Below are 26,084 nucleotides of genomic sequence, written 5' to 3' on the forward strand. Positions count from 1 at the left end.
CCCGGGACGCCCCGTGTTCCCCCGGAGCCCGCGGGGGCCGAGCTGGTGGGCCTGGGTGCGGGCCAGTCCGACCACGGCGTGCTTGCGCGCCGTGTCGGGCGCGGCGGCCGCCGCGCCGACGATGCCGTTGGTGGAGCTCACGATCACGACCGAGCCGCCGTCGCTCAGGGCCGCAACGGCCGCGCGCACGGTGTGCCACATGCCGGTGAGGTTGATGTCGATGGTGCGTTGCCAGGCCTGGTCCGACAGCTCCCAGGACAGGCCGAGGTCGCTGTAGATGCCCGCGTTGGCCACGATCACATCGAGGCGGCCCAGTGCGGCGACGCCATCGGCGACCGCCGCGTCCATGGATGCTTGATCGCGTACGTCGGCGACGCCGGTGACGCACAGGCGACCTGTCGTCTCGACTTCGCGTGCTGTCTCGGCCAATTCGGCCGCGGCGGCCTCGATGTCGAGTGCGATGATGTCGGCGCCTTCCTCGGCCAGCCGACGGCAATGGGCGCGGCCCATTCCCCCGGCCGCGCCGGTCACCAGCGCGACGGTGTTGTGCATGCGGTTCATCGGGTGCCCCCGGAGAATCTGGTGTCCACGAGCTCGACGCTAGGGTTCGCGCCCAGCGCATCTGCCCTGGTCTTCCCGGTCAGCGGGCAGTGCGCGGCGATGTCCCGGCCACCGGGAGCCATGGGCTCCGCGGCGGCGACGGGCCTGCGACGGTTGTTCCGCAACGCCGGTTCTGTGATCGAGGAGGACACCAGTGACGAGGGCGACTGTCGACGTTCCGCGTGGCTCGCGGGTGGTGACGCTGCGGGTGTCGGCGGTGATCGAGGAGACCGCGGACGCGCGCTCGCTGGTGTTCGATGTGCCCGATGCGGTCGCCGACCGTTTCGCCTACCGGCCGGGCCAGTTCCTCACCGTGCGTATCCCGAGCGAGCGGACCGCCCCGGTGGCGCGCTGCTACTCGCTGGCGAGTTCGCCGTTCACGGGTGATCCGCCGCAGGTCACGGTGAAGCGCACGGCCGGCGGCTATGGCTCGAATTGGTTGTGTGACAACGTCTCCGTCGGCGACACCCTCGACGTGCTGCCGCCGCAAGGAACCTTCACCCCGACCTCCCTCGACGCCGATCTGCTGTTGTGGGCCGCTGGTAGCGGTATCACGCCGGTGATGTCGATTCTGCGGTCCGCCCTGGCGCACGGCACGGGCCGGGTGGTCCTGTTCTACGCCAATCGCGAGCGGGAATCGGTCATCTTCGCCGATGCCCTCCGCGACCTCCTCGCTCGATATCCGGGTCGAATTACCGTGGCGCACTGGCTCGAATCGCTCCAAGGCCTACCCACCACGACCCAGTTGGCCGAGTTCGCCGCACCGTATTCGGCCTTCGAGTCGTTCGTGTGCGGGCCCGGCCCGTTCATGTCGGCGGTGACCGAGACGCTGTCCGGCGCCGGGTGGCCGCGCGAGCGCGTCACCACCGAGGTGTTCGTCTCGCTGTCGGGTGATCCCTTCGCCGAGCCCGAGCCACTCGACCTCGTCGACACCGAGGACGCCGCGCACGTGGAGGTGGAACTCGACGGTGCGGTGCACGCGCTGAGCTGGCCACGCTCGCGCACCCTCGTCGACGTGATGCTCGCCGACGGACTCGATGTCCCCTATTCCTGCCGCGAAGGCGAATGCGGTTCGTGCGCGTGCACCGTCGTCGACGGTGAGGTCACGATGACCAACGCGTCGATCCTCGATCAGGAGGACATCGACGCCGGGTACGCCCTGGCCTGCCAGGCCCGTCCGCGCTCCGATCAGGTCCGTATCCGTTTCTGAGCCGAGAGGTGTGCTGTGGCAACCGATACCGCACGATCCGAGGTCGGATTCGGCTCGGACCGTGGGCCGGTACTCGCCTCGCTGATGCTCGCCACCGGACTCGTCGCGCTCGATTCGACGATCCTGGCGACCGCGGTGCTGTCGATCACCGACAGTCTCGGCGATTTCACCCTGTTCCCGTGGCTGTTCACGAGCTATCTGCTCGCCCAGGCGGTCACCGTGCCGATCTACGGCGCGCTGGCCGACTCGTTCGGTCGCAAGCCGGTGATGCTGTTCGGCATCGCGGTATTCGCGATCGGCTCGCTGCTGTGCGGGCTGGCGAGCAGCATGCTCGCCCTGATCGTGTTCCGCGCTGTCCAGGGCATCGGTGCCGGTGCGATTCAGCCGACGACCATGGTCATCGCCGGTGATCTGTACACGCTGGCCGAACGTGCCACTGTCCAGGGGTATCTGGCCGGCGTGTGGGCGGTGGCGTCGGTGACCGGCCCACTGCTCGGTGGCATCTGCGCCGACTACCTGGGCTGGCGGTGGATCTTCCTGGTCAACCTGCCGCTGGCCGCGCTCGCCGGGTGGATGCTGGTCCGCAATTTCCACGAGTCCGTGCCCCGGCGACACCGCAGCGTCGACTACGCGGGTGCGGCACTGCTCACCCTCGGCGCGGGGGCACTGGTGCTCGGGCTGCTCGAGGGCGGGAACGCCTGGGCGTGGCGATCGCCGGTCGGCCTCGCGGTCTTCGGCTGCGCCGCACTGTCGCTCGCGCTGTTCGTGGTTGTCGAAGCGCGAGCCACGCACCCGATTCTTCCGCTGTGGGTGTTCACCCGGCGGGTGGTGATCGCGAGCTGTGTGGCCGCCATGCTGGGCGGGGCGCTGCTGTTCGGGTTCACGACGTATGCGCCGATGTTCAATCAGGGTGTGCTCGGTACGAGCGCCCTGGTCGCGGGACTCGTCACCGGCGCGCTCACTCTCGGCTGGCCGTTGGCGGCCGCTCAGGCCGGAAAGATATACCTGCGCTTCGGGTTTCGTACGTGCGCCGTCCTCGGCAGTACCGTCGCGGCGATCGGCGCGGCGACGACTCTGATGCTCGACGAGAACTCGGCACTGTGGCAGGTCGCCGCCTCGTGTTTCGTGGTCGGCGCCGGCATGGGGTTGGTGGCCACACCCACGCTCATCGCGGCGCAGACGAGCGCGCAGTGGACCGAACGCGGCGTCGTCACCTCGGCGAATATGTTCGCGCGGTCGCTCGGCAGCGCGGTGGGGGTCGCCGCGTTCGGTGCGGTTGTCAACGCGCGCCTCGGTGATGCGGGTGTGCCGACGCCGCAGTCACTGTCGGCCGCAGTACATCTCGTGTTCGCGACCATCGCGGCGATGACCGTCGTGCTGGTGGCCGCGTGTGCGGCGATCCCCGGCCGGGCCATGCAATTTCCTGTCCATCCAGCGGGAGGGCCCGGCCCCGCGCACGGTCTCGACGACGAGCATGGGGTGGTATCACCAGAAGAGAAGAGGGAGCCAGGATGCTGACAACCGGCATGCGCGCCGAGCTCGCCGCCGAACTGGCGCGGGCGGAGCTGGATCGGGTGGCCGTGTCTCCCATCGTGGACCGGTATCCGGACATCGATGTGGTGGACGCGTACGAGATCCAGCTGCTCAATATCCGGCGCAGGCTCGATGACGGCGGGAAGGTGGTCGGGCACAAGGTGGGGCTGTCGTCGCTGGCGATGCAACAGATGATGGGCGTCGACGAGCCCGACTACGGTCACCTGCTCGCCGACATGGAGGTCTACGAGGACGTCCCCGTCGACACCTCGAAGTTCCTGCTGCCCCGGGTGGAGGTCGAGGTCGGGTTCATCCTCGGCGCCGATCTGCCCGGCGAGGACTGCACCGAAGCCGACGTGTTGGCCGCGACCGTCGCCTATGTGCCGTCGATCGAGTTGATCGACTCCCGGATCACCGACTGGAAGATCGGCCTGGCCGACACCATCTCCGACAACGCCTCCTCGGCCGGGTGGGTGCTCGGCAAGCAACGCGTCGCCCCCGCCGACATCGACATCACCGCCATCGACGCCGTGCTCACCCGTAACGGTGAAGTCATCGCCGAAGGCCGCAGCGACGCGGTCCTGGGCGATCCGGTGATCGCGGTGGCCTGGCTCGCCCGCAAGGTCGCGACCTTCGGGGTGCGGCTCGAAGCCGGTGACATCGTGTTGCCCGGTTCCTGCACCCGGGCTATCGACGCCCGTCCCGGCGACGATTTCCTCGCCGACTTCACCGGACTCGGCTCCGTCCGCTTGTCGTTCACCTGAGCCGACCCCACATCCGCCGGCCTGTTCGGGCCGCTATTCCTCGAGGAGGCCGACCGTGTCCCACGGTACCGTCACCGCCGCGATCGTCGGATCCGGCAATATCAGCACCGACCTGCTCTACAAACTCCTGCGCTCGGAATCCATCGAGCCCCGCTGGATGATCGGCATCGACCCCGACAGCGAAGGCTTGAAACGCGCCCGCGGGCTCGGCCTGGAAACCTCCGCCGAGGGCGTCGACTGGCTCCTCGCCCAGGACACCAAACCCGACATGGTCTTCGAAGCCACCTCGGCCTACGTCCACCGCGCCGCCGCACCCCGATACGCCGAACTCGGCATCCGCGCCATCGACCTCACCCCTGCCGCGGTCGGCCCGGCTGTCGTGCCGCCGGTCAACCTGGCCTCGCTGCTGGAAGCGCCGAACGTCAACATGATCACCTGCGGCGGACAGGCCACCATCCCGATCGTCGCCGCCGTCTCCCGCGTCGTGCCCGTCCCCTATGCCGAAATCGTCGCCTCGGTCTCATCGAACTCCGCAGGCCCGGGTACTCGGGCGAATATCGACGAGTTCACCAAGACCACCAGCCGTGGCGTGGAAACCATCGGTGGTGCTCAGCGCGGCAAGGCGATCATCATCTTGAACCCGGCCGAACCGCCGATGATCATGCGCGACACCATCTTCTGCGCCATTCCCGACGACGCCGACCATGACGCGATCACCGCATCGATCCATCAGATGGTGGCCGACATCCAGCAGTATGTGCCCGGCTATCGCCTGCTCAACGAACCGCAGTTCGACGAGCCCTCGGTCGTTTCCGGCGGGCTGGCGAAAGTTTCGGTATTCGTCGAGGTCGAAGGCGCCGGCGACTTCTTGCCGCCCTACGCGGGCAACCTCGACATCATGACCGCGGCCGCGACTCGCGTCGGTGAGGTCGTGGCCGAACAGATCCTGTCGACGCGAGTGTGACCATGACCGATTCATCAGCCCTCGACACCATCACCCCCGAGGCCCTGCGGCCGCCGCCGCCGAGCCGGGCGTAAGGAGACTCGACCATGCCATTCTCTGCCGAACTCGACATTCGGATCACCGACACCTCCCTGCGTGACGGCTCCCACCACAAACGCCACCAATTCACCGCCACCGAGGTCCGTGACATCGTCGCCGCCCTCGACGGTGCCGGTGTGCCCGTCATCGAAGTCACCCACGGTGACGGCCTGGGTGGATCCTCGTTCAACTACGGGTTCTCCAAAACCCCCGAGCAGGAACTCATCACGATCGCCGCCGAGACAGCCGCGAACGCCAAGATCGCGTTCCTCATGCTGCCCGGCGTCGGCGTGAAAGAAGACATCAAGATCTCCCAGGACAACGGCGCCTCGATCTGCCGGATCGCGACCCACTGCACCGAAGCCGATGTCTCCATCCAGCACTTCGGATTCGCCCGCGACCTCGGCCTGGAAACCGTCGGGTTCTTGATGATGTCGCACACCCAGCCGCCGGAGATCCTGGCACAGCAAGCCCGGATCATGGCCGACGCCGGCTGCCACTGCGTCTACATCGTCGACTCCGCCGGAGCCCTTGTCCTCGAACAGGTCTCCGACCGCGTCGCCGCTGTCGTCGCCGAACTCGGCACCGACGCCCAAGTCGGGTTCCACGGCCACGAAAACCTCGGCCTGGCCGTCGCGAACTCCGTCTACGCCATCCGCGCGGGCGCCACCCAGATCGACGGCTCCACCCGCCGTTTCGGCGCGGGCGCGGGCAACACCCCGGTCGAAGCGTTCGTCGGTGTCGCCGACAAACTCGGCATCACCACCGGTGTCGATTTCTTCGCCATCGCCGACGCCGCCGAGGACGTCGTCCGCCCTGCCATGCCGCAGGAATGCCTCCTCGACCGCCAAGCCCTGATGATGGGCTACGCGGGCGTCTACTCGAGCTTCCTCAAGCACGCCGAACGCCAGGCCGAACGCTACGGTGTCTCCGCCGCGCAGATGCTCGTCCGCGCGGGCGAACGCAAACTCGTCGGCGGCCAAGAAGACCAGCTCATCGACATCGCCCTCGAACTCCAACGCGAAGCCGCTCTCCCCGTCTGACCCAGCCCACGAACCATCGCCCCCTGTGGACCGCACGTGGGGCGATGGTGACTTTCCACGAAGAACCCGGTGCCGATCTGGTGTCACTCGCGAGATCCCCCATCCGGATGGACATTTCGTGGCGGTCGGCTAGCGTCTCTGACACGCCGTTCGGGACAAGATCGACGTGCGAACACCGCACGCCGTGTCGGCGATGAGTGGGGGATCATGGCCCAGCGGAGCAATCGCAGGCGACAGACCGATCGGTTGATAACGCCTGACCCCTCCCCTTCCTCCGGCGTGGACTACGTGCTGGTCAGCGGTGCGGTCGCCCTGCCCGTTCCGCCGGAAAGGCTGTGGGACATCCTGTCCCAGCCGCACGAGATCGCCGCCTGGATGTCCGAACTACACGCCTGGACCGGCCCGCGAACAGATCGAGTCGATGCCGGCGACGAGCTCGCCGCGCAGGTCCAGCTGTTCCACATGCTCCACGACCTGCGTTTGGCCGTCACCGAATTCCACCCGGCCCGAAGTTGGACGATGACATGCAGCGCGGTGGCCGGTATCGCGGTCACCTTCACCGCGGAACTCGAGCACCTGGGAGAAGGATCGCGCGCCACCCTTCGAACCGGTCTGCACGGCACGGTGTTGCGCGATGCCGATGCCGTGGTGCTTCGGCACGCCATCCAGTCGGGGCTGGACTCGAACCTTCGGCAGCTGGCCGAGATCGCGAACCCCGACGGAATCACAACCCGGCTCCCGGCGGCCGTCGGTCACCGCCCGACACGGGAGGAAGCCGCCGGATTCGAATGATCAGTCGTCGCCGGTGGCGTCTCGAACCGATCTAAGCGACGCGCGCGGGCTCCTCGACCGCCGTCGGCGCCGCCACGGTCCGCGCCGACCGACGTCCGGTGACGAGGAACAGCACAACGAGCCCAACAGCCAGCCATACATAGGTGTCGCCGATGATGTGCTGATCCCACGTCCATGAGGTCTCGCGGTGCTCACCATCGGGCAGGAAACTGTGCGGTGCGATCACGAAGACCGCGGCGACGACGACGGCCGTGGCATACCAGCCTCGCGCACTGCTGACGGGCAGAGTGCGGGCGTGGCAGACCATCGCGAGCAACGCGGGCGCGATCCAGACCCAGTGATGCGACCACGAGATCGGCGACAGCAGCAGCGTGAAGACCGCGTTGAGGGACAGCGCGATCACGGGGGCGTCGGCGGCCTTGCGCATCGCGGCGACGACGAGGACCAGCAGCAGGGCACCCAGCACGAGCCACAGGGCGTCGAAGGGGAGCCCGGTGATGTGGAGGCGGGCCATGACGGCCTGGATCGACTGATTGGTGTGGAAGGCCGAGCCGCTCAGGCCCGAGACATTGCCGAGGCCACCGAACCAGTAGCGGGTGGATTCGGTGGGCAGGAAGGCGAAGGACGCGATGGTGGCGATCGCACCGGTGCCCGCGGCGGTCGCGGCGGCCTTGTAGTCCTTGCGGACCAGGAAGTAGAGAACGAAGGCGGCGGGCGTGAGTTTGATGGCGGCGGCCAGGCCGATCAGCATGCCGCGGGGGTAGCGGGTTTTCGGCAGCAGGCAGTCGGTGGCGACCAGCACCATCAGCAGGAGATTGACCTGGCCGAAGTCGATGGTCGAGCGGACCGGCTCCAGCAGCATCGCCAACGGGACCGCGCAGGCGGTGACCAGCAGGGCGGCCTGCTTGCGGTCCGGGTAGTAACGGCGGGCGACCAGATACAGCGTCCAAGCGACGGCGGCGATCGACACCACGACGTAGAGGATCTTCGCCGTGCCCCACGGCAGCAGCGCGAACGGCGCGAGCGCGATGGCCGCGAACGGCGGGTAGATGAAGGGCAGGCCGATACCGGCGGTGGTCTTGGGCAGCTGGCCGTACAGATCGGCGCCGTCGCGCATCGCCTCGATGCCGAGACGGTAGACCTGGAGATCGATGAACCCACCGGAATAGCGTTCGAAGGGCCACAGCGGCGTTCTGACACAGACGACCGAAACAATGGTGAGCAATACCGGCACCAGCCACCATGCTCGATTGATCGGGCGTGGGGAACGCTCTTGCACGGGGTGGGTGGTGTCACTACTCATCCGCGGCGACTATACCGACTCGCGTGCGTCAACGGGGCACCGCCCATCGGCGGGAGTGACGCGCGCAATAGCCAGGTGGATGCCCACCGACAGACCGCCCGCGTTGAATGCCGGGTTGGTCAGTCGCCCCGGTTGTAGCGGGTCAGGTAACCGGCCATGGCCGCGACGTCCTCGTCGGGCCAGTCGGCGAAACGCGCCTGGAAGGCCTCGCGACGGCGGCGTTCGGCCTCTCGGGCGACCGTTCGGCCCGCGGGGGTGGCGTGCAGGAGGTGATTGCGCCGATTGCCGGGATCGACGGCACGTTCGAGGTAGCCGAGCTGCTCTAGCGCGGCGACCTGCCTGCTGACGGTGGACTTGTCGAGCAGGAACTGTTCGGCCAGGTCGGTGGCCAGGCATCCGTCGCGTTCGAGGATTAGGTCGAGAATGCTGTAAGCGACCAAGCTCAGCTCGGGGTGCAGTTCGGCGGCACGGCCCCGGGCCCGCCGGGCGAAGGCGGTGAGTTCCCGCTGGATCGTGTCGACAGCCTGGGTTCTTGTGTCCCGCGCGTTCATGGTTGTATCCTACAACCATATATAGTTGCATTTACCAACTGTTTGGAGATTCTCCTCGATGACTCGCACACAGTTCCGGCATATCGCCGGACACCTGTTGACACCGCTACTGATGTGCCTCGGTATGGCCTTCGCCTACCTGGGCGCGTTCCATCAGCCCGAGCCGAACAATCTGGCGCTCGCTGTCGTCGGCGACTCCCCGCAGACGATGGTGCTGGCGCAGACGATGAAGGACAAGGGCGGCTCCGGCCTCGACATGGTCACCGTGCCCGATCGCGCAGCGGCCGTCAGCGCGCTACAGAACCGCGAACTCATCGGCGCCTACGTGCCCGACGCCGTCAAGCCGGAACTGCTCGTCGCCACCGCGAGCTCCGATACCAGCGCGATGGCCGCGGAGGTGGCCTTCCGGTCGGTGTCCGATCATCAGGGTGTGCCACTGGTGATCACCGATGTGACAACCAAGGCCGATGGTGATCCGACGGGTCAGGGCATCTTCTTCCTGCTGGTCGCGTTGAGCGTCGGCGCGTACGGCAGTGTCGCCGTGATCGGCGCCGCGGGCGCGATGTTGCGGATGCGGGTGCGCGCCGCGGTCGGTGTGGTGACGGCGCTGGCCGTCAGCCTCATCGGCGTTCTCGTGGCAGGTCCGGTCTTCGGCGTGATCGACAGCGACTTCGCGAGCGTGTTCGGCATTGCCTGGCTCTACACCTCGGGCATCATCGGAATCGGCATCGGCCTGCACACCTTCTTGAAGCGCTGGACCACCCTGGCCCTGATCACCCTGTTCGTGATGCTGAACTTCACCACCTCCGGCGGCGTCTACGGGCCCGAACTCCAGAACGGCTTCTTCGGTGCGCTGCACTCGTTCTGGAACGGCGCCGACTTCGTCGAAGGCCTGCGCAACCTGCTCTACTTCGACGGTGGTGCCGGATTCGGCGCCCGCCTGTTCGGCCTGTTCGCCTGGTTGGCGGTCGGCGTTGCGCTCGTCGTGGTGGCGGGCAGGCACGAGGCACGCCACGCGCCGAAGCCGATCGCGGCTGCCACGGTCGAGGAGGAGATCGGCGAGTCGGTCGCCGTCTGACACCCACGCCCGATCAGTCTGGTTACGCCCCGGCGAATTCCCTTGCCCGACATCCGGACACACAGTTCCGGACCCGGTCGACAGGAGTCGCCGGGGCGTTGTTGCAATCAGCGGCGATGTAGCCGAGAATCAGCCACGGCTGCGCGTAGAGGCGAGTACGGTGTAGCGCGCAACCGCGGACCGTCTGGCACCGCGAGGGGGTTCGACAGCGGAAAGTGTGGGTGCCACCGATGAATGATCCCGGCGCGCAACGCCCTGGCGAACCGGTGCCGCTCGATCAGCGCTACCACGGCGCCGATCCGATCGAATGGTGTGGTGCGGCGGTGTATCCGATGTATACCGAGGCGCTACCCGCCGGGACGACGGCGGTGCATCTGCGTGCGCTGTCCGTCATGGCGCCCGAGGACGTGACGGGCCTCGGTCTAGGACTCTCCGTCCATGACGGGCACGTGAATCTGAACGGGAAATCGCTGGCGGGCGTCGACATCTGGTACGAAGCCCTCGCCGGAGGCATCGACATCTCGGTGACAGCGGACGCACCCGACGCGCTGTTCACGCTCACACCCGTCTGGGTGGCCGAGTCGGGCACCCATCAGTCCTGGACGGGCAACTACGGGATGGTCGTCGACCTGCTCCCCGACGGGGCATCGACGCTGTGGTGCAGCACCGGGCCCGGTACACCCGATTTCAACGAACTCGTCGTCGAGCTCAGCACGGGCCCGGCCCAACCGGCCAACCCCATCCCACCCGCCAGGTCAGCCGAGCCGACCGGCCATGCCGAAGCAACTCCCCCGGTGGTTTCCACCGGACCCGAATCCCCCACCGTGAATCCCCCGCCGCCCGTCACCATCGCACCCGCTGACCCACCGACTCTCCCGCAACCAACCAACCAAGGTGTCGGCGGCGCCCTCCACGATCTCGGAACCGCCATGCACGAACGCGGTGAACACGATTCGGCCCGCGCACTGTGGACCCAGGCCGCACAGGCGGGCCACAGCGGGGCCGCCTACGACCTGGGCACCCTGCTCCTGCGGCAGGGCGAGCGCGCCGCCGCCGAACAATGGTGGAAGGCCGCCGCCCACGACGATCCGCGGGCGGCGGCCTCCCTCTCCGCATTGTCCGAACAGCCCTAGGGCACCTGATCCGCCAGTACGGCAACAGTTTCCGACGGGACTTCACGCAGCGGGGTGAAGTCGCGGGCGGCGATGTGTCGCGGGCGGCGATGAGGTGCCGCGAAGGGCTCCGTCAGTGCGTTGTCCACGCTGTTGAACACCAGGAAGATGTTCGAGCGCGGGAACGGGGTGATGTTGTTCGACGAACCGTGCATCATGTTGGAGTCGAACAACAGCGCCGAACCGGCCCGCCCGGTGAACTGGGTGATGCCGTAGCGGGCGGCGAGGAACGTGATGTCGTCCGCCGTCGGGATTCCGATCCGCTGCTCGCGCAACGACTCCCGATAGTGACCGCTCGGCGTCTCGCCCAGGCACGGCACGAAGGTGCGGTGCGAACCGGGCATCAACATCAGGCTGCCGTTGAACGGGTAGTTGTCGGTCAACGCGATCGACAGACTCACCGCGCGCGGGGCGGGCATGCCGTCCTCGGCGTGCCAGGTCTCGAAATCGGAATGCCAGCCGAAACCGCTACCACCGAAACCGGGCATGTAGTTCACCCTGGTCTGATGCAGGTACACCGCCGAACCGAGGATCTGCTCGGCGAGGCAGGCGATCCGCGACTCGGCGACCAGGTCCGCGATCGGTTTACTGAGCTGATGCACCTGGAACACCGAACGCACCTGCCCCGCGACGGGTTCCACGATCACCCGCTCGTCCCCGTAGAGCAGCGGGTCGCCCGCGAGGTGGCCGACCTCGGCGCCGAACGCGGCCACCTCGTCGGGGCTGAGCAGGTCGGGAATCGTCGCGAAGCCGTTCGTGTCGAAACCGGCCAGCTCGGGTGAGCTCAGCGTGCCCCACACTGTCGGATCGGTGCGTTCGATATGCGGGGCAGGTTCGGACAGCCGGGTCGGGTAGCGGTCGAGCTGATCAGGCACTGGCGGCATCCTCCTCGATAATCAGCGGATACACCCCGTTCTCATCGTGTACCTCGCGGCCGGTAACCGGCGGGTTGAAAACACACAGCATTCGCAACTGAGTGCGGGCAGTGACCTGATGGCGTTCGTGGCCGTCGAGCAGGTACATCGAGCCCGGCCCCAGCGGGTAGACCGTCTGATTGTCGAGATCGAGCAAACTGCCCTCACCCTCGACCAACCACACCGCCTCCACGTGATTCTGGTAGTGGAACTCGTGGACGGTGCCTGCCTCGATCGTCGTCTCGTGGAAGGAGAACCCGACCCTGTCGCCGCCGAGCACGATCCGCTTGCTACGCCAGCCCGGCCCTGCCACATCGCGTTCGGTGCCGGTGATCTCTTCGGTGGTGCGCACGATCATGCGGCACCACCACAGACGGTGTCGATCGAGGAGACCAGCACCGACAGGCCCTGATCGAGTTCGTCGGTACCCAGCGTCAACGGCGGCAGCAGCTTCACGACCTCGTCCATCGAACCCGAGGTCTCCACCAGCAGACCCTGTTCGAACGCGGTGCGGCACACCTTGCCCGCCTGCGACGGGTCGTCGAAGACGATGCCGTGCACCATGCCGCGGCCACGGGTGGTCACCCCGGCGTGCCGCTGCGCGACCGCGCTCAGCGTGCGGCCGACGTAGGCGCCGTTCTCGGCGGTGCGCTGGGCGAGCTTGTCGTCGGTCCAGTACTCGCGCAGGGCGGCGGTCGCGGTGACGAAGGCAGGGTTGTTGCCGCGGAAGGTGCCGTTGTGCTCACCGGGCGCCCACTGGTCGTGCTCGGGCTTGAGCAGCACCAGCGCCATCGGCAGTCCGTAGCCGCCGATCGACTTGGACAGCGTCACGATGTCGGGGGTGATACCGGCGATCTCGAAGGAGAAGAACGGGCCGGTGCGACCGCAACCCATCTGCACATCGTCGACGATGAGCAGGATGTCGCGCGCGGCACACAGTCCGGCCAGGTGGCGCAGCCATTCGGCGCGGGCCAGGTTGACGCCGCCCTCGCCCTGCACGGTCTCCACGATCACCGCGGCGGGACGATCGAAACCCGAGGAGCTGTCGTCGAGGACGCGCTGCATCCAGCCGAAGTCCTCGATGGTGTTGTCGAAGTAGCCGTCGTAGGGCATCGGGGTGGAGTGCTCGAGCGGCACACCGGCACCGGCCCGCTTGGCGGCGTTGCCGGTGACCGACAGCGCGCCGAGGGTCATGCCGTGGAAGGCGTTGGTGAAACTCAAGATGGTCTTGCGACCGGTGACCTTGCGGGCCAGCTTGAGCGCGGCCTCGACGGCGTTCGCGCCCGTCGGGCCAGGGAACTGCACCTTGTAGTCGAGCCCACGCGGCGACAGCAGATTGTCGCGGATGGTCTCGAGCAATTCGCGTTTGGCCACGGTCGACATATCCAGACCGTGGGTGATGCCATTGCTGCCGATGTAGTCGAGCAGCGCCTTTTTCAGAATCGGGTTGTTGTGTCCATAGTTCAACGCGCCTGCGCCTGCGAAGAAGTCGAGGTATTCGCGGCCCTGCTCGTCGCGCAACCAGGCGCCTTCGGCGGTACTGAAGATGGCCGGCCAGTCACGGCAGTATCCGCGCACATTCGATTCCATTGCCTCGAAAATGCTGGTGTCGGTGGTCGTGATCATCGTCGTTCCTCCTGGCGCTGAGCCGGTGAAATCACATACAGCAGCTCGGCCTCGTGTGAATCGGGGAAATCGTTTTCTTCGAATAGGTCCTCGGTGCGCAAATCGGCACCGCGTTCCCTGGCCACCGCGGAGAACAGCGCATGTGAGGCCGTGTTTCCGGGTGAGATCGTGGTTTCCAGCGTGGTGATGCCCGCCTGTGCTACCGAATCGAGCAGCGCGTGCAGGATGGCGCCGGCCAGGCCGCGGCCACGGCATTGCGCGTCGACGGCGATCTGCCAGACGAACAGCGTGTCCGGAGCTTCCGGACGCACATATCCGATGACGAACCCGACGGGCTGACCATCAATTTCCGCGACCAGCGAGGTCGCGCTGAAATCGCGGCACCACAGCAGGTACGCGTAGCTGGAATTGACGTCGAGTACCTGCGAATCGCGGGCGATCCGCCACAGCTGGGCACCGTCGCCCAGCCGCGGATGACGCAATCTCGTTTCCGAACCAGGGCCCGCCGCACTGGCGGCCGGCTCGATGGACATGGTGGACGTTGTCATACATCTAACGTGCCCAGCCGACTTTGCGGTCTTTGTGTCGAGCTCTTTGCGGTTGTATGACGAATCGTTTACTGCGACTGCACGTCGAGGCGATACCCGAGACCACGCACGGTCACCACGATGCGCGGGTCGGACGGGTCGCGTTCGATCTTGGTGCGCAGCCGTCGCACGTGGACGTCGACGATCCGCTCGTCACCGAAAAAGCCCTGATCCCAGACTCTTTCGAGCAGCACGGATCGACTCAGCACCCGTCCGGGGGTCTCCGCCAATTCACACAGCAACCGGAATTCGGTGACCGTGAGGTGGATCTCCTCGGTACCGCGGCGCACCGCGCCCGCGTCGGCCGCGAGCACCAGCGGAGCATGCGGATCGGCGTCGAGCACGGCCTCGGGGGTCGTGTCGCGATCGGCGGTGATGCGGGCGCGACGGCGGAGCGCGCGCATCCGGGCGGTGATCTCCTTGATTTCGAACGGCTTGCTCACGAAGTCGTCGGCCCCCGCCTCCAGGGCCGCGACCACGTCGTGGGTGTCGTACCGGGTGCTGATCACGATGATCGGCACGTCGTGGTCACGACGGATCTCCCTGATGCAGTCGAAGCCATCGGCCTCGCCGCGCATCAGGTCGACGATCATCAGATCGGGTGGCCCGTCGTTTCGCAGCCGATCGAGGGCGTCGGAGGGCACGCCTGCCTCGGCTACGGCATACCCTTCGTCTTCCATCGCGCGGCGCAGGTCACCACGCATCTGGACATCGTCGTCCACAATCATCAGGTTCGCGCTCATGTGTGTGCACATCCTTTGCTGACACGCCGGGCGTGTGCCGGTGCACTGGGGGTTTCGCGTCCCCAGACCGACACGACTACCCGCCTTCGAGCTTGTTACCGATCTGTTATGTACCCAGACTGGCCCCGGCGTAAACCCGTTGTAACAATTCGCCCGGTCAACAGGCGGTTGAGCGGTGCCGATCCGATGGCATAGTCGAGGGCGTGACCCCGACTTTTGCTGACATCGAAGCCGCTGCGGCGCGCATCGACGGACTGGTTCGCCCGATCACCGTCGCACCCGCGGGGCCCGGCCCGGATCCGCTCTGGTTCGCACTGGAGTTCTTGCAGTTCACCGGCACTTTCAAAGCGCGTGGTGCGCAGAATTTCGTGCGTGCGCACGCCGCCGCCGCGACGTTGCCGGACGCGGGTGTGACGATCGCCTCGGGTGGCAATGCGGGGCTGGCGTGCGCGTGGGCGGCGCGCGAGGCGGGGGTACCCGCGACGGTGTTTCTGCCCGAGACCGCTCCCCCGGTCAAAATCGGTCGACTTCGTGACTACGGCGCACAGGTGCGACTGATCGGTCCGGAGTACAAACAGGCGCTGGCCGCGTGCCGGGAGTTCGCCGAGACCAGCGGTGCGCTGGCCGCCCATGCCTACGACCATCCGCTCGTCGCGGCGGGCGCGGGCACGCTGATGCGCGAGATCCAGGCGCGGATTCCTGCTCTGGATACGGTGCTCGTCGCCGTCGGTGGCGGCGGGTTGTTCACGGGAACAGCTGTCGCCGCACAGCATTTCGGGATTCGCACGGTGGCCGTCGAACCACAGGGCTGTCGATCGCTGAATGCCGCGCTCGAAGCCGGTCACCCGGTGGATGTCACCGTCGACTCGATCGCTTCGGACTCCCTCGGCGCGCCGAACGTGTCCGCGATGGCCTTGACCGCGGCCCAGCATCCGAGTGTGCGTTCGCTGCTGGTACCCGACGAGACGATCCGCGCGGCCAGGCAGCAGCTGTGGGGCTCGCACCGTATCGTCGTCGAGAACGGCGCGGCCACCGCGATGGCGGCGCTGCTCGACACCGGGTCGGGCCCGGTCTACCGGCCCGAACCCGGCGAACGGGTCTGCGTGATCCTGTGCGGGGCCAATACCGACCCCAGCGACCTCGTCTAACAGGCACAGACGCGCCGGCGTTCCTTTCCGCGCACGGCCGGAGCGAAGGCGGAGGTACGCCTAGCGGACCAGGGCGTTCTTGTCGGCGTAGTTGGTCATCGCGTTGTTCAGGCCGCGCATGGCCAGGGTGTAGCCGTACGGGAAGTAGCGCTGGCCCCAGTGGGCGAACTGGATGTCGCGGGAGGTGTAGACCCAGTAGCGATTGCGCTCGACACCCTTGATCACCGCGGTGGCGGCCTGGTCGGGGGTGACGGCGTGGCGCATGAACAGTCCGATCGCCTTCTGCAGCGCGGCATTGTCACGGTCGACGCCCGCGATGTCGATGGTGTCGGCCATCGGGGTGGCCATCGCGCCGGGGCAGACCAGGCTGACGCCGATCTTGTGGCGGCGCAGGTCGAAACGCAGGACCTCGGAGACCCCGCGCAGGCCGAACTTGGTGGCGCTGTAGGGGGCGTGCCACGGTAGGCCGAAGATGCCCGCCGCCGAGGACACGTTCACCAGGTGTCCGCCGCGACCCGCGGTGATCATCGGGCGCACGAACTCCTCGATGACGTGGATCGGGCCCATCAGGTTGATGTCGACGGTGCGGCGCCACTGCTGGGGAGTGAGTTTGTCGACGGTGCCCCACGTGGCGATGCCTGCCACGTTCATGACGATGTCGACTCCGCTCACCGCTTCGAAGGTGTGGGCGGCGAGGCCGACGACCGCGGAATGGTCGCTGACGTCGGCCGCGTGCGCGAGGTGCACCGTCGCTCCGGTCGCGCGCAGTTCCGCGGCGGTGGTGGCGAGCGCGTCGGCGGTGATGTCGGTCAGGACGAGAGACGCCCCTTTGGCGGCCGCCGCGAACGCCGTGGCGCGGCCGAGGCCACTGGCGGCACCGGTGATCAGGCAGGTCTTCCCGTCGAACTTCGTCATGGCCCCGACCCTACGTTTGGTGAACAGCTGCGTCTACGGTTCCGCGGTGATCGCGATGGTGGTCCAGCCGCCGACGTGGATCCGGCTGCCTTCGCGCACGGCGACCGCCTGCTGCGGAGTGATCGGTGTTTCGGCGCCGTCCAGGCTGGTCCCGTTGGTGGAACCCAGGTCGGTGATGGTGAGCGCGCCGCCCTGATCGACCTGGATCATCGCATGCGCGCGCGAGACTCCGATATCCGCGGGGGCGATGCCGAGGTCGATCTCGGGCACGATTCCCTGCGAGGCCGATCGTTTTCCGATCAGGAACTGGTTGCCACGCAAGATGATCCGGCGCTCCGGATAGAAGTCCGGGAATTCGACACGTTCGGCATCGGGCCCCTTGCGGGCTTGGACGCGCGCGTAGAACTCGCGGTCGGCGAAGATCCGAGCGACCCACATCCTGGGCCGGCCGCTGTCCGGGGTCGCGGCGGTCGCGATCTGAGTGGGGTCGAAACCGCCCCGATGATCGGGTCGGGCACCGGCCCATGTCGGATCGGCCGACGCAGCTGTGCTCGACAGATCGAGTCGCGCGCCCTCCCGTGCGGAACCGGCGGGGTCCGATTGCGCACCAGCCTGCGACGGGTCACCCGGGTCGGGTCGCGCACCGGCCCGGAACGGGTCAGCAGTTGCCGGTCGATCCCCGGCTCGCGACGTGGCCGCAGGTGGTAGTGCTGAATCGTGGCCACAGCCCTCGCAGAAGCGCCCACTCGTCGGCGCGTGGCAGTGGGGGCACAGGCGCAGGTCCGCCGGATCGGGCGCGGGCGCGCCGTCGAGTGCCGATCCGCACACATCGCAGTAGTCGGTCGACCGCGACTGGTGTCCGTCCGCGCACATCGGCATGTCAGCCGCCCTCCGGCCGCACCCGGGCGGTCTTCGTCGAGCGGATGTCGAGGGCCAGTTCGTCGGCCGCGGCGACCTGGCCGCGCAGCTTCACGGTGCCGTCGTGCTCGACTTCGACCACACCGCGCAGCAGTTTGGCGGTGGATTCGTGGCCGGAAGCGGCGGCCAGTTCCACCGCGCGTCGCAGTTTCGCGGTCGCGGTCGTGACATCGCCGTTGCGGCGGGCCGCCAAACCTTCCTGGACGGCCTGGGCCAGTTCGACCTGGCCGGTGTAGTGGGCCACGCGGGTGCTGATGCGGGTCGACAGGGTCGAATCGGTGGTCCAGACGGCGCGCACGAGGCCCTGGCCGAGGATGTCGTCACCGGCCAGCACGCTCAACCGCGCTGCCAGCTTCTCCCGGCCCGGTGCGGCGGGTTCCAGTTCGATCTGCACGTGGTACTCGCGCTCCTCGGCGGCCCACGACGACAGCGGGTACTCCCCCACCTGCGCACCGGCGTCGGTCCGGCGTCCGGTCAGATCCTCGAGCACCGGCGAGACCTGTTTGACCATCCGCACCCGTGCACCAGCGGGGGTCCAGACCTTCAGTGTCAGTTCCGGAATCACCCGGGCGGCCGACGAGCGCATCATCGCGGCGAAGTCGCCTGCCAGGTCCTTCGGATCGGCGACGATATTCGCGTCGCCGGACAGTTTCGAGGCGATCTTGCGCAGTTCCTCGGCAACCCAGTCGTCGCCGACACCGCGGCAGTCGCAGACGAAAAGCCCTTCGGCACGGTCGAGTTCGGTCGCGAGTTCCTGTGGGGTCTCGTGTTCGTTCTTGCCGTCGGTGAGCAGGATCGCGTGGGCCTGCGCGCCGGGGTGCGCGGCGGCGACCTGGCGGGCCAGCGCCAGCCACGAACCCATCGCGGTACCGCCGTCGGGACGCAACCGATCCAGGGCCCGACGGGCCGAGCCGCGGTGCGCGCGGTCGGCGGGCGCGGACATGCTGTTGTTGGTCGGGTAGATCATCCGGGCCGATTCGGTGCCCTCGATGATGGCGAACGCGGTGCCGTCGGGGATCTCGTCGAGGGCCGTGCGGGTGGCATTGCGCGCGTTCTCGAACTTGCGCTTGTTACCCATCGAACCGGAACAGTCGATGATCAGGATCTCGAGCCGCGGCGGCGGTGCCGCGACGGCGGCGAGTTCGGGGCCGGTGGTCACCGTCAGCACCGCGTCCACCACGCTCGCACCTTCGGCGAGGAATTCGTTCTGGTCTACGGCGATCGAGATACCGGCTGTCTCAGGGGAACTCATGACACTCCTGGTTCGTGCGATACGGCGACCGGCACCGGAGCCAGCGCGACCGTGATGTTGTCGCTGCCCCCGCTGTTCAGGGCGAAGTCGGCGAGCGCGCGAGCGGCGGCCTGCGGCGAGGTCTCGACGGTGAAACCGGCGAGCGCGACCGCCTCTGGCAGGTAGTTCCACAGTCCGTCACTGCACAGCAGCAGCGTGCCCGGTTCGGTGGCGAGCATGCGTTGCAGGCAGTTCGCCGACCACGGCGCTTCGCCGCCGTCGGCGCCGAGCCAGCGCAACAGGGTGTGGGCGCGCGGGTCGTTCATGGCGGCGGTCTCGTCGAGTGCGCCCGCGTCGACGAGGGCCTGGGCCCACGAATCGTCGACGCTGAGTCGGCGCGAGGCGGTGGGATCGCCCGCGGCGAGCCAGAAGGCCCTGCTGTCACCGACATTGGCGACGGTGATGTCGGTGCCGAGGCTCGTCTCGCGCACGATCGCGGAGACGTAGGTGCACGACGGCGCGTACTCGGGCGTGCGTGACATGCCGCGCACCGCCGCGGTCGCCGCTGCCAGACCGGCCATCGCGGCGTCGGAATCGGCTCGGCCCTCGGCCAGGGCCGCCAGGGCGGCGTCGACGCCGGTGCGGGCGGCATTGCCGGAGGCCGCTTGCGGATCCTGGGAGGTGGACACGCCGTCGCTGACCACGATCACCCGGATGCCGTCGCCCTCGCGCACCGCGGCCGCGACCGCGTCTTCGTTGCGGGAGTGGCTGATTCCGCGGTCGGTGAGGACATACACCGCGCCGAGATCTTCCTCGAAGCGATCCGGCATGGGCTTGGGACTGCCGCACTTGACGCAGTAGCCGCCCTCGTAGCGGCGTTCACCGCAGGTCGAGCACTGCGGCACCGCGACCGGATCATGGACGGGCAGTGCGACTTTGCGCACGCCGAGCTCGCGACCGCAGCCCTCACAGAAGCGGTGTCCCGACCGCGCCGAGCCGGCGCAATCGGGACAACCCGGCGCCGTCACAGGGTGGTCCTGGGGCGCACCGAGTTCGCCTGGTCCACCAGGACGAATCGGGTCCACATGTCGTCGGCCTCGCGCGCCAGTGTCCGCAAGCATCGTTCCAACCCCGTCCGCACGCCCTGCTCGGTGAATTCCACGTCCAATAGCTTGCCTGGTGTGCTCGGCCGCTGCCCCGACCGGATCCAGTTCAGTGCCGCCTCGAGGACGAACATGCGCACCTGCGCGGTGCGTTTGCGCGAGTCGAGGCGCAGTTGGTCGACGCGCTCGCCGGTCCGGCGCAGCAGCGCTTCGTCGAGGTCGGCCGGATCACGGTGCGCCAGCAGGGTTTCGACGGCGGAGACCCGGGCCTCGGTGAACATCGAGGAGGTGCGGTCGACCTGGTCGAGGACCGCTACCGCGCCCGTGCGGTCGCCGCTGGTGCGGCGCAGTCGCGCGGCACCGAACGCGGCGGACAGGAAGGTGTGGTCGGTGCGCCAGACCACTTCGTAGAGCGCCGGCGCACGGCTGAGCTCGACGGCCCCGGTGTCCGGATTCTCGCCGCGGGCGGCCTCGGCGGCGAGTTCCAGGGTGGCCGCCATGGCGAGTTTCGGGGCGGGTTCACCGGGCAGCGCGTCGTAGACCGACTCGAAATCCGCTGCGGCAGCAGCATAGTCGCCGTTCAGCAGGGCGGCCTGGGCTCGATACCAGACGCGGCGCCAGTCGAATTCGAGCTCGGCGTCCAAGGCGGCGAGACGGGTCAGTGCCGCTGCCGCGTCGCCCGCTTCGAGCTCGGCACGCACCAGCCGCAGCGGGATCTCGACCGATTCGCTGGATCCGGTGACCACCGCGCGCAGTCCGGCGGTGAGTGCCTGCTCGAGTTCGGCCGGGGTCGCGGCGTCGGTGGTCGCGAGCAGGGCGGCGCCGCTGTCGCCGGGGTCGACCAGCGGGGCAGGCAGGCCGGTAAGGAGGGCGGCAGGCTCGGGTGTGACGCTGTCGATGCCGAAAACAGCACGGGCGGGACCGAACTGGCTCGACATGCCGGGGCGAGGGATGCCGTCGCCGGTGGCCAGCACTTCACGCAGGACACCGGTGAGCTGGTCGGCCATCTCACTCATCGACGCGAACCGAGCCAGTGGGTCGGGGTCGGTGGACCGCTGCAGCAATCGGTGCAGCGAATCATGTTCGGCCAGTAGCGGTTCGGCGTCGGGTCCGGGGATCGGGCCGAGTTTGCCGTCCACGGAGGGCACGCGCATCATCAGCACGGCCAGTGTGCGGCCCGCGGTGTAGATCTCGGTAGCGACCGTCGGCCCGGTTTCGGCGATCTCGGGTGCCTGGTAGCCGAGGGTGCCGTAGATGGGGCTGGTGCGGTCGTCCATCGCGATGACCGCGCCGAGGTCGATCAGCTCGAGACGTTCCTCGGTCTGCATCACATTGTCGGGCTTGAAATCGCAGTAGGCCCAGCCACGAGCGTGTAGATAGCCGAGGGCGGGCAACATCTCCAGCACATAGGCGATCGCCTGCGCGGGTGGCAGATAGCGTTGAGTTTCGGCGCGGTAGGCGCGCAGGATCTGCTTGAGCGAGGTGCCGCCGACGTAGGCCATGACGATGTAGCCGACGGGCTCGCCGTCGGCGTCGGCGTGTTCGGTGAAGTTGTGGATCTTGACGATATTGGGGTGGTCGACCTCGGCCAGGAAGCGGCGCTCGGCCAGCGCGGCGGCCAGCGCGTCGGCGTCGCCGGTGTCGATCAGGCCTTTGAGGACCACCCAGCGCTTGTTGACGGCGCGGTCGGTGGCCAGATAGATCCAGCCCAGCCCGCCGTGGGCCAGCGCCCCCGCCACCTCGTACTGGCCGCCGACGAGATCGCCTGCGCGCAACCGTGGCACGAACGAGTAGCGGGTGCCGCAGTGCGGGCAGAACCCGGAGGTGCGACCGGGAACGCCTGCTCGGCCCCGGCCGACGGGCTTGTCGCACCGGCCGCAGAAGCGGTCGGATTCGGGCACCTGGGGGTCGACGAGCACGGCCGTGACCGGGTCGACGCGCGGGACCGGTGGTACTTCGACGAGACCGGCGCCGAGCCTGCCGCGCGCGGCCGAACGGGCCGAGCCCGAACGGGTCCGGACCGAGCGACTCGAGGTGCGTCCGCTCGCACTGACCGTCGAGGCGGACGGGCTGTGCATCGGGCCCGTCACCGTGGCCGGAGCGGTACCGCAGGTGTCGCAGTAACCGTCGACGATCGTGCCGCCGCAATCGAGTTCACCACAGGCACCGGGAACCGGAACGGGCGCCGGTGGCGCCTGACCGTTCCCGCTGCGCGGTTGCGCTGTCGTGCGCCCCGATCGGCCGTTGCCCGCGGCGCGGGCCCGCGGTGCCGGCGGTGCGCTCGCGACGGGCGCGGTACCGCACAGTGCGCAGTAGCCGTCTTCGATCGTGCCGCCGCACCCCGATTCACTACAAGTCATGCTGTCCGCCCCGCTTTCTCCCCGATGATCGAACGATAGTCCGCGACCGCCCGGGTGACCGCGGCCAGATCACACGGTGTGCGGGTGAGTAGACCGGCCGCGATCCGGTCGGCGGCGAGCACATCACGGTCCTCGCTCACGCCGAGCCGAGCGGCCTTGGCACGGTAGGCCGTGAGCCTGCCGCGTAGTTCAGCGCGGCGATCGAGCAGCCCACGCGCCAAGTCATCTCGCTGCGTGGCCTTTTCGGTGGCGCCGTCGGCGCGCACGCGCAGCGCGAGGAGATGTTCCACCGTCGGGCGGTCGGGCGTATCGCCGAGAGTGTCGAGTTCGGCGCGCAACCTGGCGGCCGGTTCGCCGCCGTCGGGCAGCTCGCCGGTCATGATCTTGTGCCGGGCCTGGGTGGTGGTGTCGTCGGCGCGGTGTTGGAGTTCGCCGAGGTCGGCCAGCCGTACGCGCAGGGCGGCGACGGCGCGGGGTAGGTCGGCGGCAACGGCGAGATGTTCGCTCCTGGCGGCGGATTCGGTGTCGATCAGCGCGGTGAGCGAGGCGAGCGCGGTGTCGATCTCCCCCGGTCCGAAGCCGAGCGGGTCGGTGCCTGCGCGCCGCAGGAGGGTGGCCAGTGGCTCGGTGGCCGCGTCCAGCGCGCCGCGGGCTCGTTCGACGCGCTGTTGCAGCGGGGCGAGCGCACCGAGCACCTGCCCGTCGACTGCCGCGATCTCGTCGGCGAACGGGGCGACGAAGGCGAACGCGGCGCGCATCCGGTCCAGACAATCGGCGATACCGACCGTCACGATGGTCTCGCTGGGGCCGGTGAGACCGCGCTGTGCCAAGGGAATCGGGATCCTCGCCACCTCGTGGGGGCGCCCACGCAGCAGCTCGGTGAGCCGCCCGCGTGCGCGGTCGTCGATCTTGCCGCGTCCCCCACGCTCCGTCTCGGCTTCGGTGAGGATGGCACGCACCCGCCCCAGGTCCTCCCAGAGTTCACCCAGCGCCTTCTCCACCGGCGCCCAGCGGCGTGCGGTCTCCCCCGTCGGCGGGTAGCGGCGGACCAGTGCCAGGCCGGGGTGGCGGTCCAGTTCCAGCAGTGTCGTGGTCACTTTCGCCAATTCCGCTGTTCGCCCGGCAAGTTCACGATCGATCTCGAGCACGCCGAGCATCGGCCAGGTCATCCGACATACCGGGGCACCGGCGGGCCTTGCGAGGTACCGAGAGTCGACAGGTGCTTGGCGTGGATCCGCTGCCAGGTGCCGTCGTTGCGGATGCGGTCGAGCACGCCGTTGACGAAACGCACCAACTCGTCACTGCCACGCGGCATGCCGACCGCGTACGCGCCCACGCCGATCGGGTCGCCCACGATCTCGAGATTGTGGTCCTGGGCGACCAGCCCCGCCAGGATCGGTTCGTCACCGCTGATCGCGTCGACGACGCCCTGCTGCAGGGCGACCAGACAGTCGGTCCAGTTGGTCACGCCGAGCACGGCCGGTGGCGTCGGCAAGGTGAACAGCGGTGCGGGGGCGGTAGTACCCTTCGCCACGCACACCCGCTTGCCCGCGAGCCCGGCCCCGTTGACGATGCCCGCGCCGTGTGGAGCCGCAATACGTTGCGCCGCACGGTAATACAGGCTGGAGAAGTCGACCTCGCGGCGGCGTTCACAGGTCGCCGAGAAGGTACGCACGATCATGTCGACCTTCTTCTCCTGCAGTAGCGGGATCCGGTCGGCCGCGGTGACGGAACGCAGTTCGATCTTGTCCGGGTCACCGAACAGGTCGCGCGCGATCTCCCTGGCGAGGTCGATATCGAAACCTTCGAGCCTGCCGGTCGACGGATTGCGGAACCCGAACATGTAGGTGTTCTGATCGACACCCACCCGCAGCCTGCCGTTGGCGACGATCGTGGCCATCGCCGATCCGACCGGCATCGCACCCGGTCGAGGCTGGGTCGTCGGTGCCAGCGTCGCTTCGGCATCGCAAGTTCCGGCGCCGTCGGCGGTCGGTGCCGAGGTGATCGCTTCGGCGCCGGGCAGCGGTGGAGCGACGGCGGTGGCGTCGATGGTCGATGGTTCGGGCGCGTCGGCGCAGCCCGCGATCAGCGCGACGGCCGCGGCGAGCGCGACCAGCAGTGGACGCCTCACAGGAACTCCTTGAGTCGTGGCCACAGTCCGGCGATCACCGCGCCGGCCGCGGCCAGGAGCAGGAGCAGGGTGCCGAAGGGGCTGAGGGTCAACGACGTTGCGGCGGCGGCGACGCCGTCGCGGAGGTCGTCACGAGCCTGGGCGAGGTCGTCGCGCAGTTCCTGGTCGAGGCGGGCGAAGCTGGTGGCCGAACTGTCGGGGCCGGTGCCGATCGCCTGGTTGACCGCGCCGCGATAATCGGCCTTCTCGTAGGCGGTGCGCTGGGCGTTGTGGCCCGCGCTCCAATTCGTCAGCGCGCGTGCGGCATCGGAGTCGCCGCCACCGGCCGCGGTGAGCCGCCCTCGCAGGTCGTCGCTGTGGGTCTGGAAGGCCTTCTCCGTGGCGGTGATGTCGCCGCGGGTGATCAGGGCCAGGGTCTCGTCGGTGCGGGCCTGCTGGGCCAGGATGCGGGCCCCTGCCAGGTTCTCCACACGCGCACCGGCACCGGAACTCCCGTTGTCGAGCAGTTGAGCGGCAGTCAGGGTGGCACCCGCGGTCCACAGCATCGCCACCAGGGCGGCCAGGCCGGCCATGGCCATCCCGGTGTTCACCAGACGGTTCGTCCGGCGCAACAACACGATCGACCCGACCGCGCACACCGCCAGGACGAGCAGCAACAGCACGATGCTCGTCCACGGCAGTGTGCCTATGCGCTGTTGGTCTTCACGCACGGCGGCGAAGCGGGCCTTGCTGAGTTGTTCGGCGTTGGGCAGCAGCGAGATCTGCATCAGATCCGAGGCCTGGCGCAGATACGCCGACCCCACCGGAAACCCCTGCCGATTGTTGGCGCGCGCGGTCTCGACCAAACCCGTGTAGGTCGGCAGGTCGGCGGCGATCCGGGCCACGATCGCCCTGGTCTGCGCGTCGGTGGCACCGGCGGTCGCTTCCGCGAGCGCGGCGGCGGCTTCGGCGAGCGCCTGCTCGTAAGTGTCTCGTACCTGCGGTGATTCGATGCCACCGGACAGGAAGGCCGTCGCCGCGCCCGCGTCGGCCGCCGAGAGCGACACATACAGACTCTGCGCGGCGAAGGCCAGCGGCTCGGTCCGATCCAGCACCTGTTCGGTGCGCACGATCTTGGCGTCGAGCTGTTGCCCCGCAGTCGATCCGGCGACCAGACAGGCCACCGTGGTCACGACGAGGACCACCCCGATCGCACCTGGTGTCGTCGCGGCGAACCGCCGCAGCCACGTCCCCGCGTCACGGATGGTCGCCGGTAGGCGAGATCCCACACCGTCCTCCTTCATCTCCCCGGGCGGTGTCTTCGATCGCGATCGTACGGGA

General features: G+C 68.4%; 25 protein-coding genes. 9 read left to right on the forward strand and 16 right to left on the reverse strand.

The genetic code is table 11. From position 1 onward, the window contains the following. Window positions 1–561 (reverse strand): SDR family NAD(P)-dependent oxidoreductase (locus ACFWO8_RS17525; RefSeq protein WP_378951599.1); only part of this gene is annotated, 561 nt, incomplete at its 3' end. A 193-nt stretch (window positions 562–754) separates the two neighbouring features. On the opposite strand from ACFWO8_RS17525, the gene ACFWO8_RS17530 reads away from it, so the two are divergent. The 6 genes from ACFWO8_RS17530 (at window position 755) to ACFWO8_RS17555 (ending at window position 6,984) form a co-directional block, all read left to right on the forward strand. Continuing rightward, window positions 755–1,810: a 2Fe-2S iron-sulfur cluster-binding protein gene (locus ACFWO8_RS17530; RefSeq protein WP_378951602.1), complete on the forward strand. Its 1,056-nt coding sequence runs from the start codon at window positions 755–757 to the stop codon at window positions 1,808–1,810. Between the two features lie 15 nt (window positions 1,811–1,825). Next, on the forward strand, window positions 1,826–3,328 hold the full coding sequence (locus tag ACFWO8_RS17535; RefSeq protein ID WP_378951605.1) for an MDR family MFS transporter: 1,503 nt from the start codon (window positions 1,826–1,828) through the stop codon (window positions 3,326–3,328). Continuing rightward, entirely contained in the window at window positions 3,322–4,107 is a 786-nt protein-coding gene (locus ACFWO8_RS17540; RefSeq protein WP_378951608.1) for a 2-keto-4-pentenoate hydratase, read from the forward strand. The genes ACFWO8_RS17535 and ACFWO8_RS17540 overlap by 7 nt, the downstream gene beginning before the upstream one ends. Before the next feature lie 55 nt (window positions 4,108–4,162). Continuing rightward, on the forward strand, window positions 4,163–5,071 hold the full coding sequence (locus tag ACFWO8_RS17545; protein ID WP_378951611.1) for an acetaldehyde dehydrogenase (acetylating): 909 nt from the start codon (window positions 4,163–4,165) through the stop codon (window positions 5,069–5,071). 86 nt (window positions 5,072–5,157) lie between these two features. Then, complete coding sequence (dmpG, locus tag ACFWO8_RS17550) at window positions 5,158–6,192, forward strand: 4-hydroxy-2-oxovalerate aldolase (RefSeq protein ID WP_378951614.1); 1,035 nt, start codon at window positions 5,158–5,160, stop codon at window positions 6,190–6,192. 279 nt (window positions 6,193–6,471) lie between these two features. Further along, window positions 6,472–6,984, forward strand: coding sequence for an SRPBCC family protein (locus tag ACFWO8_RS17555; protein WP_378951617.1), 513 nt, complete (start codon window positions 6,472–6,474; stop codon window positions 6,982–6,984). A gap of 31 nt (window positions 6,985–7,015) precedes the next feature. Here the strand turns inward: ACFWO8_RS17555 and ACFWO8_RS17560 are convergent, their stop codons facing one another. Together ACFWO8_RS17560 and ACFWO8_RS17565 are read right to left on the reverse strand one after the other, a co-directional pair. Further along, window positions 7,016–8,287: a glycosyltransferase 87 family protein gene (locus tag ACFWO8_RS17560; protein WP_378951620.1), complete on the reverse strand. Its 1,272-nt coding sequence runs from the start codon at window positions 8,285–8,287 to the stop codon at window positions 7,016–7,018. A 119-nt stretch (window positions 8,288–8,406) separates the two neighbouring features. Further along, window positions 8,407–8,838 (reverse strand): MarR family winged helix-turn-helix transcriptional regulator, encoded by a 432-nt coding sequence (locus tag ACFWO8_RS17565; RefSeq protein WP_378951623.1) that lies wholly within the window; start codon window positions 8,836–8,838, stop codon window positions 8,407–8,409. A 58-nt stretch (window positions 8,839–8,896) separates the two neighbouring features. Between ACFWO8_RS17565 and ACFWO8_RS17570 the strand changes: the two genes are divergently transcribed. Together ACFWO8_RS17570 and ACFWO8_RS17575 are read left to right on the forward strand one after the other, a co-directional pair. Further along, the gene (locus tag ACFWO8_RS17570; RefSeq protein WP_378951626.1) at window positions 8,897–9,916 is read left to right on the forward strand and encodes a hypothetical protein; all 1,020 of its coding nucleotides are present in this window, start codon (window positions 8,897–8,899) and stop codon (window positions 9,914–9,916) included. A 230-nt stretch (window positions 9,917–10,146) separates the two neighbouring features. After that, window positions 10,147–11,049, forward strand: coding sequence for a hypothetical protein (locus tag ACFWO8_RS17575; protein WP_378951629.1), 903 nt, complete (start codon window positions 10,147–10,149; stop codon window positions 11,047–11,049). On the opposite strand, the gene thpD is transcribed toward ACFWO8_RS17575, so the two are convergent. The 5 genes from thpD to ACFWO8_RS17600 form a co-directional block, all read right to left on the reverse strand. Then, entirely contained in the window at window positions 11,046–11,972 is a 927-nt protein-coding gene (thpD, locus tag ACFWO8_RS17580) for an ectoine hydroxylase (protein WP_378951632.1), read from the reverse strand. The two genes, ACFWO8_RS17575 and thpD, sit on opposite strands and share 4 nt — an antisense overlap. Further along, a complete protein-coding gene (locus ACFWO8_RS17585; RefSeq protein WP_378951635.1) occupies window positions 11,956–12,360 on the reverse strand; it encodes an ectoine synthase in 405 nt (134 codons plus the stop codon). Before ACFWO8_RS17585 ends, thpD begins: the two co-directional genes overlap by 17 nt. Next, window positions 12,357–13,625 (reverse strand): diaminobutyrate--2-oxoglutarate transaminase, encoded by a 1,269-nt coding sequence (gene ectB / locus ACFWO8_RS17590; protein WP_378952041.1) that lies wholly within the window; start codon window positions 13,623–13,625, stop codon window positions 12,357–12,359. The genes ACFWO8_RS17585 and ectB overlap by 4 nt, the downstream gene beginning before the upstream one ends. Next, the gene (gene ectA, locus ACFWO8_RS17595) at window positions 13,625–14,176 is read right to left on the reverse strand and encodes a diaminobutyrate acetyltransferase (protein ID WP_378951638.1); all 552 of its coding nucleotides are present in this window, start codon (window positions 14,174–14,176) and stop codon (window positions 13,625–13,627) included. Before ectA ends, ectB begins: the two co-directional genes overlap by 1 nt. Window positions 14,177–14,244: 68 nt before the next feature. After that, window positions 14,245–14,958, reverse strand: a complete 714-nt coding sequence (locus ACFWO8_RS17600) for a response regulator transcription factor (protein WP_378951642.1) — start codon at window positions 14,956–14,958, stop codon at window positions 14,245–14,247. 203 nt (window positions 14,959–15,161) lie between these two features. Between ACFWO8_RS17600 and ACFWO8_RS17605 the strand changes: the two genes are divergently transcribed. Further along, window positions 15,162–16,106 carry a threonine/serine dehydratase gene (locus ACFWO8_RS17605; RefSeq protein WP_378951645.1) on the forward strand — a complete coding sequence of 315 codons (945 nt, stop codon included), beginning with the start codon at window positions 15,162–15,164 and terminating at the stop codon, window positions 16,104–16,106. Window positions 16,107–16,166: 60 nt separating this feature from the next. Here ACFWO8_RS17605 and ACFWO8_RS17610 read toward each other — a convergent pair whose 3' ends face one another. The 8 genes from ACFWO8_RS17610 to ACFWO8_RS17645 form a co-directional block, all read right to left on the reverse strand. Next, a complete protein-coding gene (locus ACFWO8_RS17610; protein WP_378951648.1) occupies window positions 16,167–17,021 on the reverse strand; it encodes an SDR family oxidoreductase in 855 nt (284 codons plus the stop codon). 33 nt (window positions 17,022–17,054) lie between these two features. Then, window positions 17,055–17,459, reverse strand: coding sequence for an FHA domain-containing protein (locus ACFWO8_RS17615; RefSeq protein ID WP_378951651.1), 405 nt, complete (start codon window positions 17,457–17,459; stop codon window positions 17,055–17,057). Between the two features lie 442 nt (window positions 17,460–17,901). Beyond that, on the reverse strand, window positions 17,902–19,191 hold the full coding sequence (locus ACFWO8_RS17620) for a VWA domain-containing protein (RefSeq protein WP_378951654.1): 1,290 nt from the start codon (window positions 19,189–19,191) through the stop codon (window positions 17,902–17,904). Then, on the reverse strand, window positions 19,188–20,114 hold the full coding sequence (locus ACFWO8_RS17625) for a PP2C family protein-serine/threonine phosphatase (protein ID WP_378951657.1): 927 nt from the start codon (window positions 20,112–20,114) through the stop codon (window positions 19,188–19,190). Before ACFWO8_RS17625 ends, ACFWO8_RS17620 begins: the two co-directional genes overlap by 4 nt. Window positions 20,115–20,194: 80 nt before the next feature. After that, window positions 20,195–22,633 (reverse strand): tetratricopeptide repeat protein, encoded by a 2,439-nt coding sequence (locus ACFWO8_RS17630; RefSeq protein WP_378951662.1) that lies wholly within the window; start codon window positions 22,631–22,633, stop codon window positions 20,195–20,197. Then, a complete protein-coding gene (locus tag ACFWO8_RS17635) occupies window positions 22,630–23,802 on the reverse strand; it encodes a hypothetical protein (RefSeq protein ID WP_378951665.1) in 1,173 nt (390 codons plus the stop codon). Before ACFWO8_RS17635 ends, ACFWO8_RS17630 begins: the two co-directional genes overlap by 4 nt. Continuing rightward, window positions 23,799–24,764 carry a glutamate ABC transporter substrate-binding protein gene (locus tag ACFWO8_RS17640; RefSeq protein ID WP_378951668.1) on the reverse strand — a complete coding sequence of 322 codons (966 nt, stop codon included), beginning with the start codon at window positions 24,762–24,764 and terminating at the stop codon, window positions 23,799–23,801. The genes ACFWO8_RS17635 and ACFWO8_RS17640 overlap by 4 nt, the downstream gene beginning before the upstream one ends. Further along, a complete protein-coding gene (locus ACFWO8_RS17645) occupies window positions 24,761–26,032 on the reverse strand; it encodes a hypothetical protein (RefSeq protein ID WP_378951671.1) in 1,272 nt (423 codons plus the stop codon). Before ACFWO8_RS17645 ends, ACFWO8_RS17640 begins: the two co-directional genes overlap by 4 nt. Window positions 26,033–26,084 lie beyond the last annotated feature (52 nt).

This window comes from Nocardia sp. NPDC058480 (genome assembly GCF_042720495.1).
Lineage (GTDB): Bacteria > Actinomycetota > Actinomycetes > Mycobacteriales > Mycobacteriaceae > Nocardia.

Bases quoted from the DNA above. Each gene is read 5' to 3' on its own strand.
- ACFWO8_RS17540 (WP_378951608.1), top strand. From the start codon at position 3,322: ATGCTGACAACCGGCATGCGCGCCGAGCTCGCCGCCGAACTGGCGCGG.
- dmpG (WP_378951614.1), top strand. From the start codon at position 5,158: ATGCCATTCTCTGCCGAACTCGACATTCGGATCACCGACACCTCCCTG.
- ACFWO8_RS17560 (WP_378951620.1), bottom strand. From the start codon at position 8,287: ATGAGTAGTGACACCACCCACCCCGTGCAAGAGCGTTCCCCACGCCCG.
- ACFWO8_RS17565 (WP_378951623.1), bottom strand. From the start codon at position 8,838: ATGAACGCGCGGGACACAAGAACCCAGGCTGTCGACACGATCCAGCGG.
- ACFWO8_RS17570 (WP_378951626.1), top strand. From the start codon at position 8,897: ATGACTCGCACACAGTTCCGGCATATCGCCGGACACCTGTTGACACCG.
- ACFWO8_RS17575 (WP_378951629.1), top strand. From the start codon at position 10,147: ATGAATGATCCCGGCGCGCAACGCCCTGGCGAACCGGTGCCGCTCGAT.
- thpD (WP_378951632.1), bottom strand. From the start codon at position 11,972: ATGCCGCCAGTGCCTGATCAGCTCGACCGCTACCCGACCCGGCTGTCC.
- ACFWO8_RS17585 (WP_378951635.1), bottom strand. From the start codon at position 12,360: ATGATCGTGCGCACCACCGAAGAGATCACCGGCACCGAACGCGATGTG.
- ectA (WP_378951638.1), bottom strand. From the start codon at position 14,176: ATGACAACGTCCACCATGTCCATCGAGCCGGCCGCCAGTGCGGCGGGC.
- ACFWO8_RS17600 (WP_378951642.1), bottom strand. From the start codon at position 14,958: ATGAGCGCGAACCTGATGATTGTGGACGACGATGTCCAGATGCGTGGT.
- ACFWO8_RS17610 (WP_378951648.1), bottom strand. From the start codon at position 17,021: ATGACGAAGTTCGACGGGAAGACCTGCCTGATCACCGGTGCCGCCAGT.
- ACFWO8_RS17615 (WP_378951651.1), bottom strand. From the start codon at position 17,459: ATGTGGGTCGCTCGGATCTTCGCCGACCGCGAGTTCTACGCGCGCGTC.
- ACFWO8_RS17620 (WP_378951654.1), bottom strand. From the start codon at position 19,191: ATGAGTTCCCCTGAGACAGCCGGTATCTCGATCGCCGTAGACCAGAAC.
- ACFWO8_RS17630 (WP_378951662.1), bottom strand. From the start codon at position 22,633: ATGACTTGTAGTGAATCGGGGTGCGGCGGCACGATCGAAGACGGCTAC.
- ACFWO8_RS17635 (WP_378951665.1), bottom strand. From the start codon at position 23,802: ATGACCTGGCCGATGCTCGGCGTGCTCGAGATCGATCGTGAACTTGCC.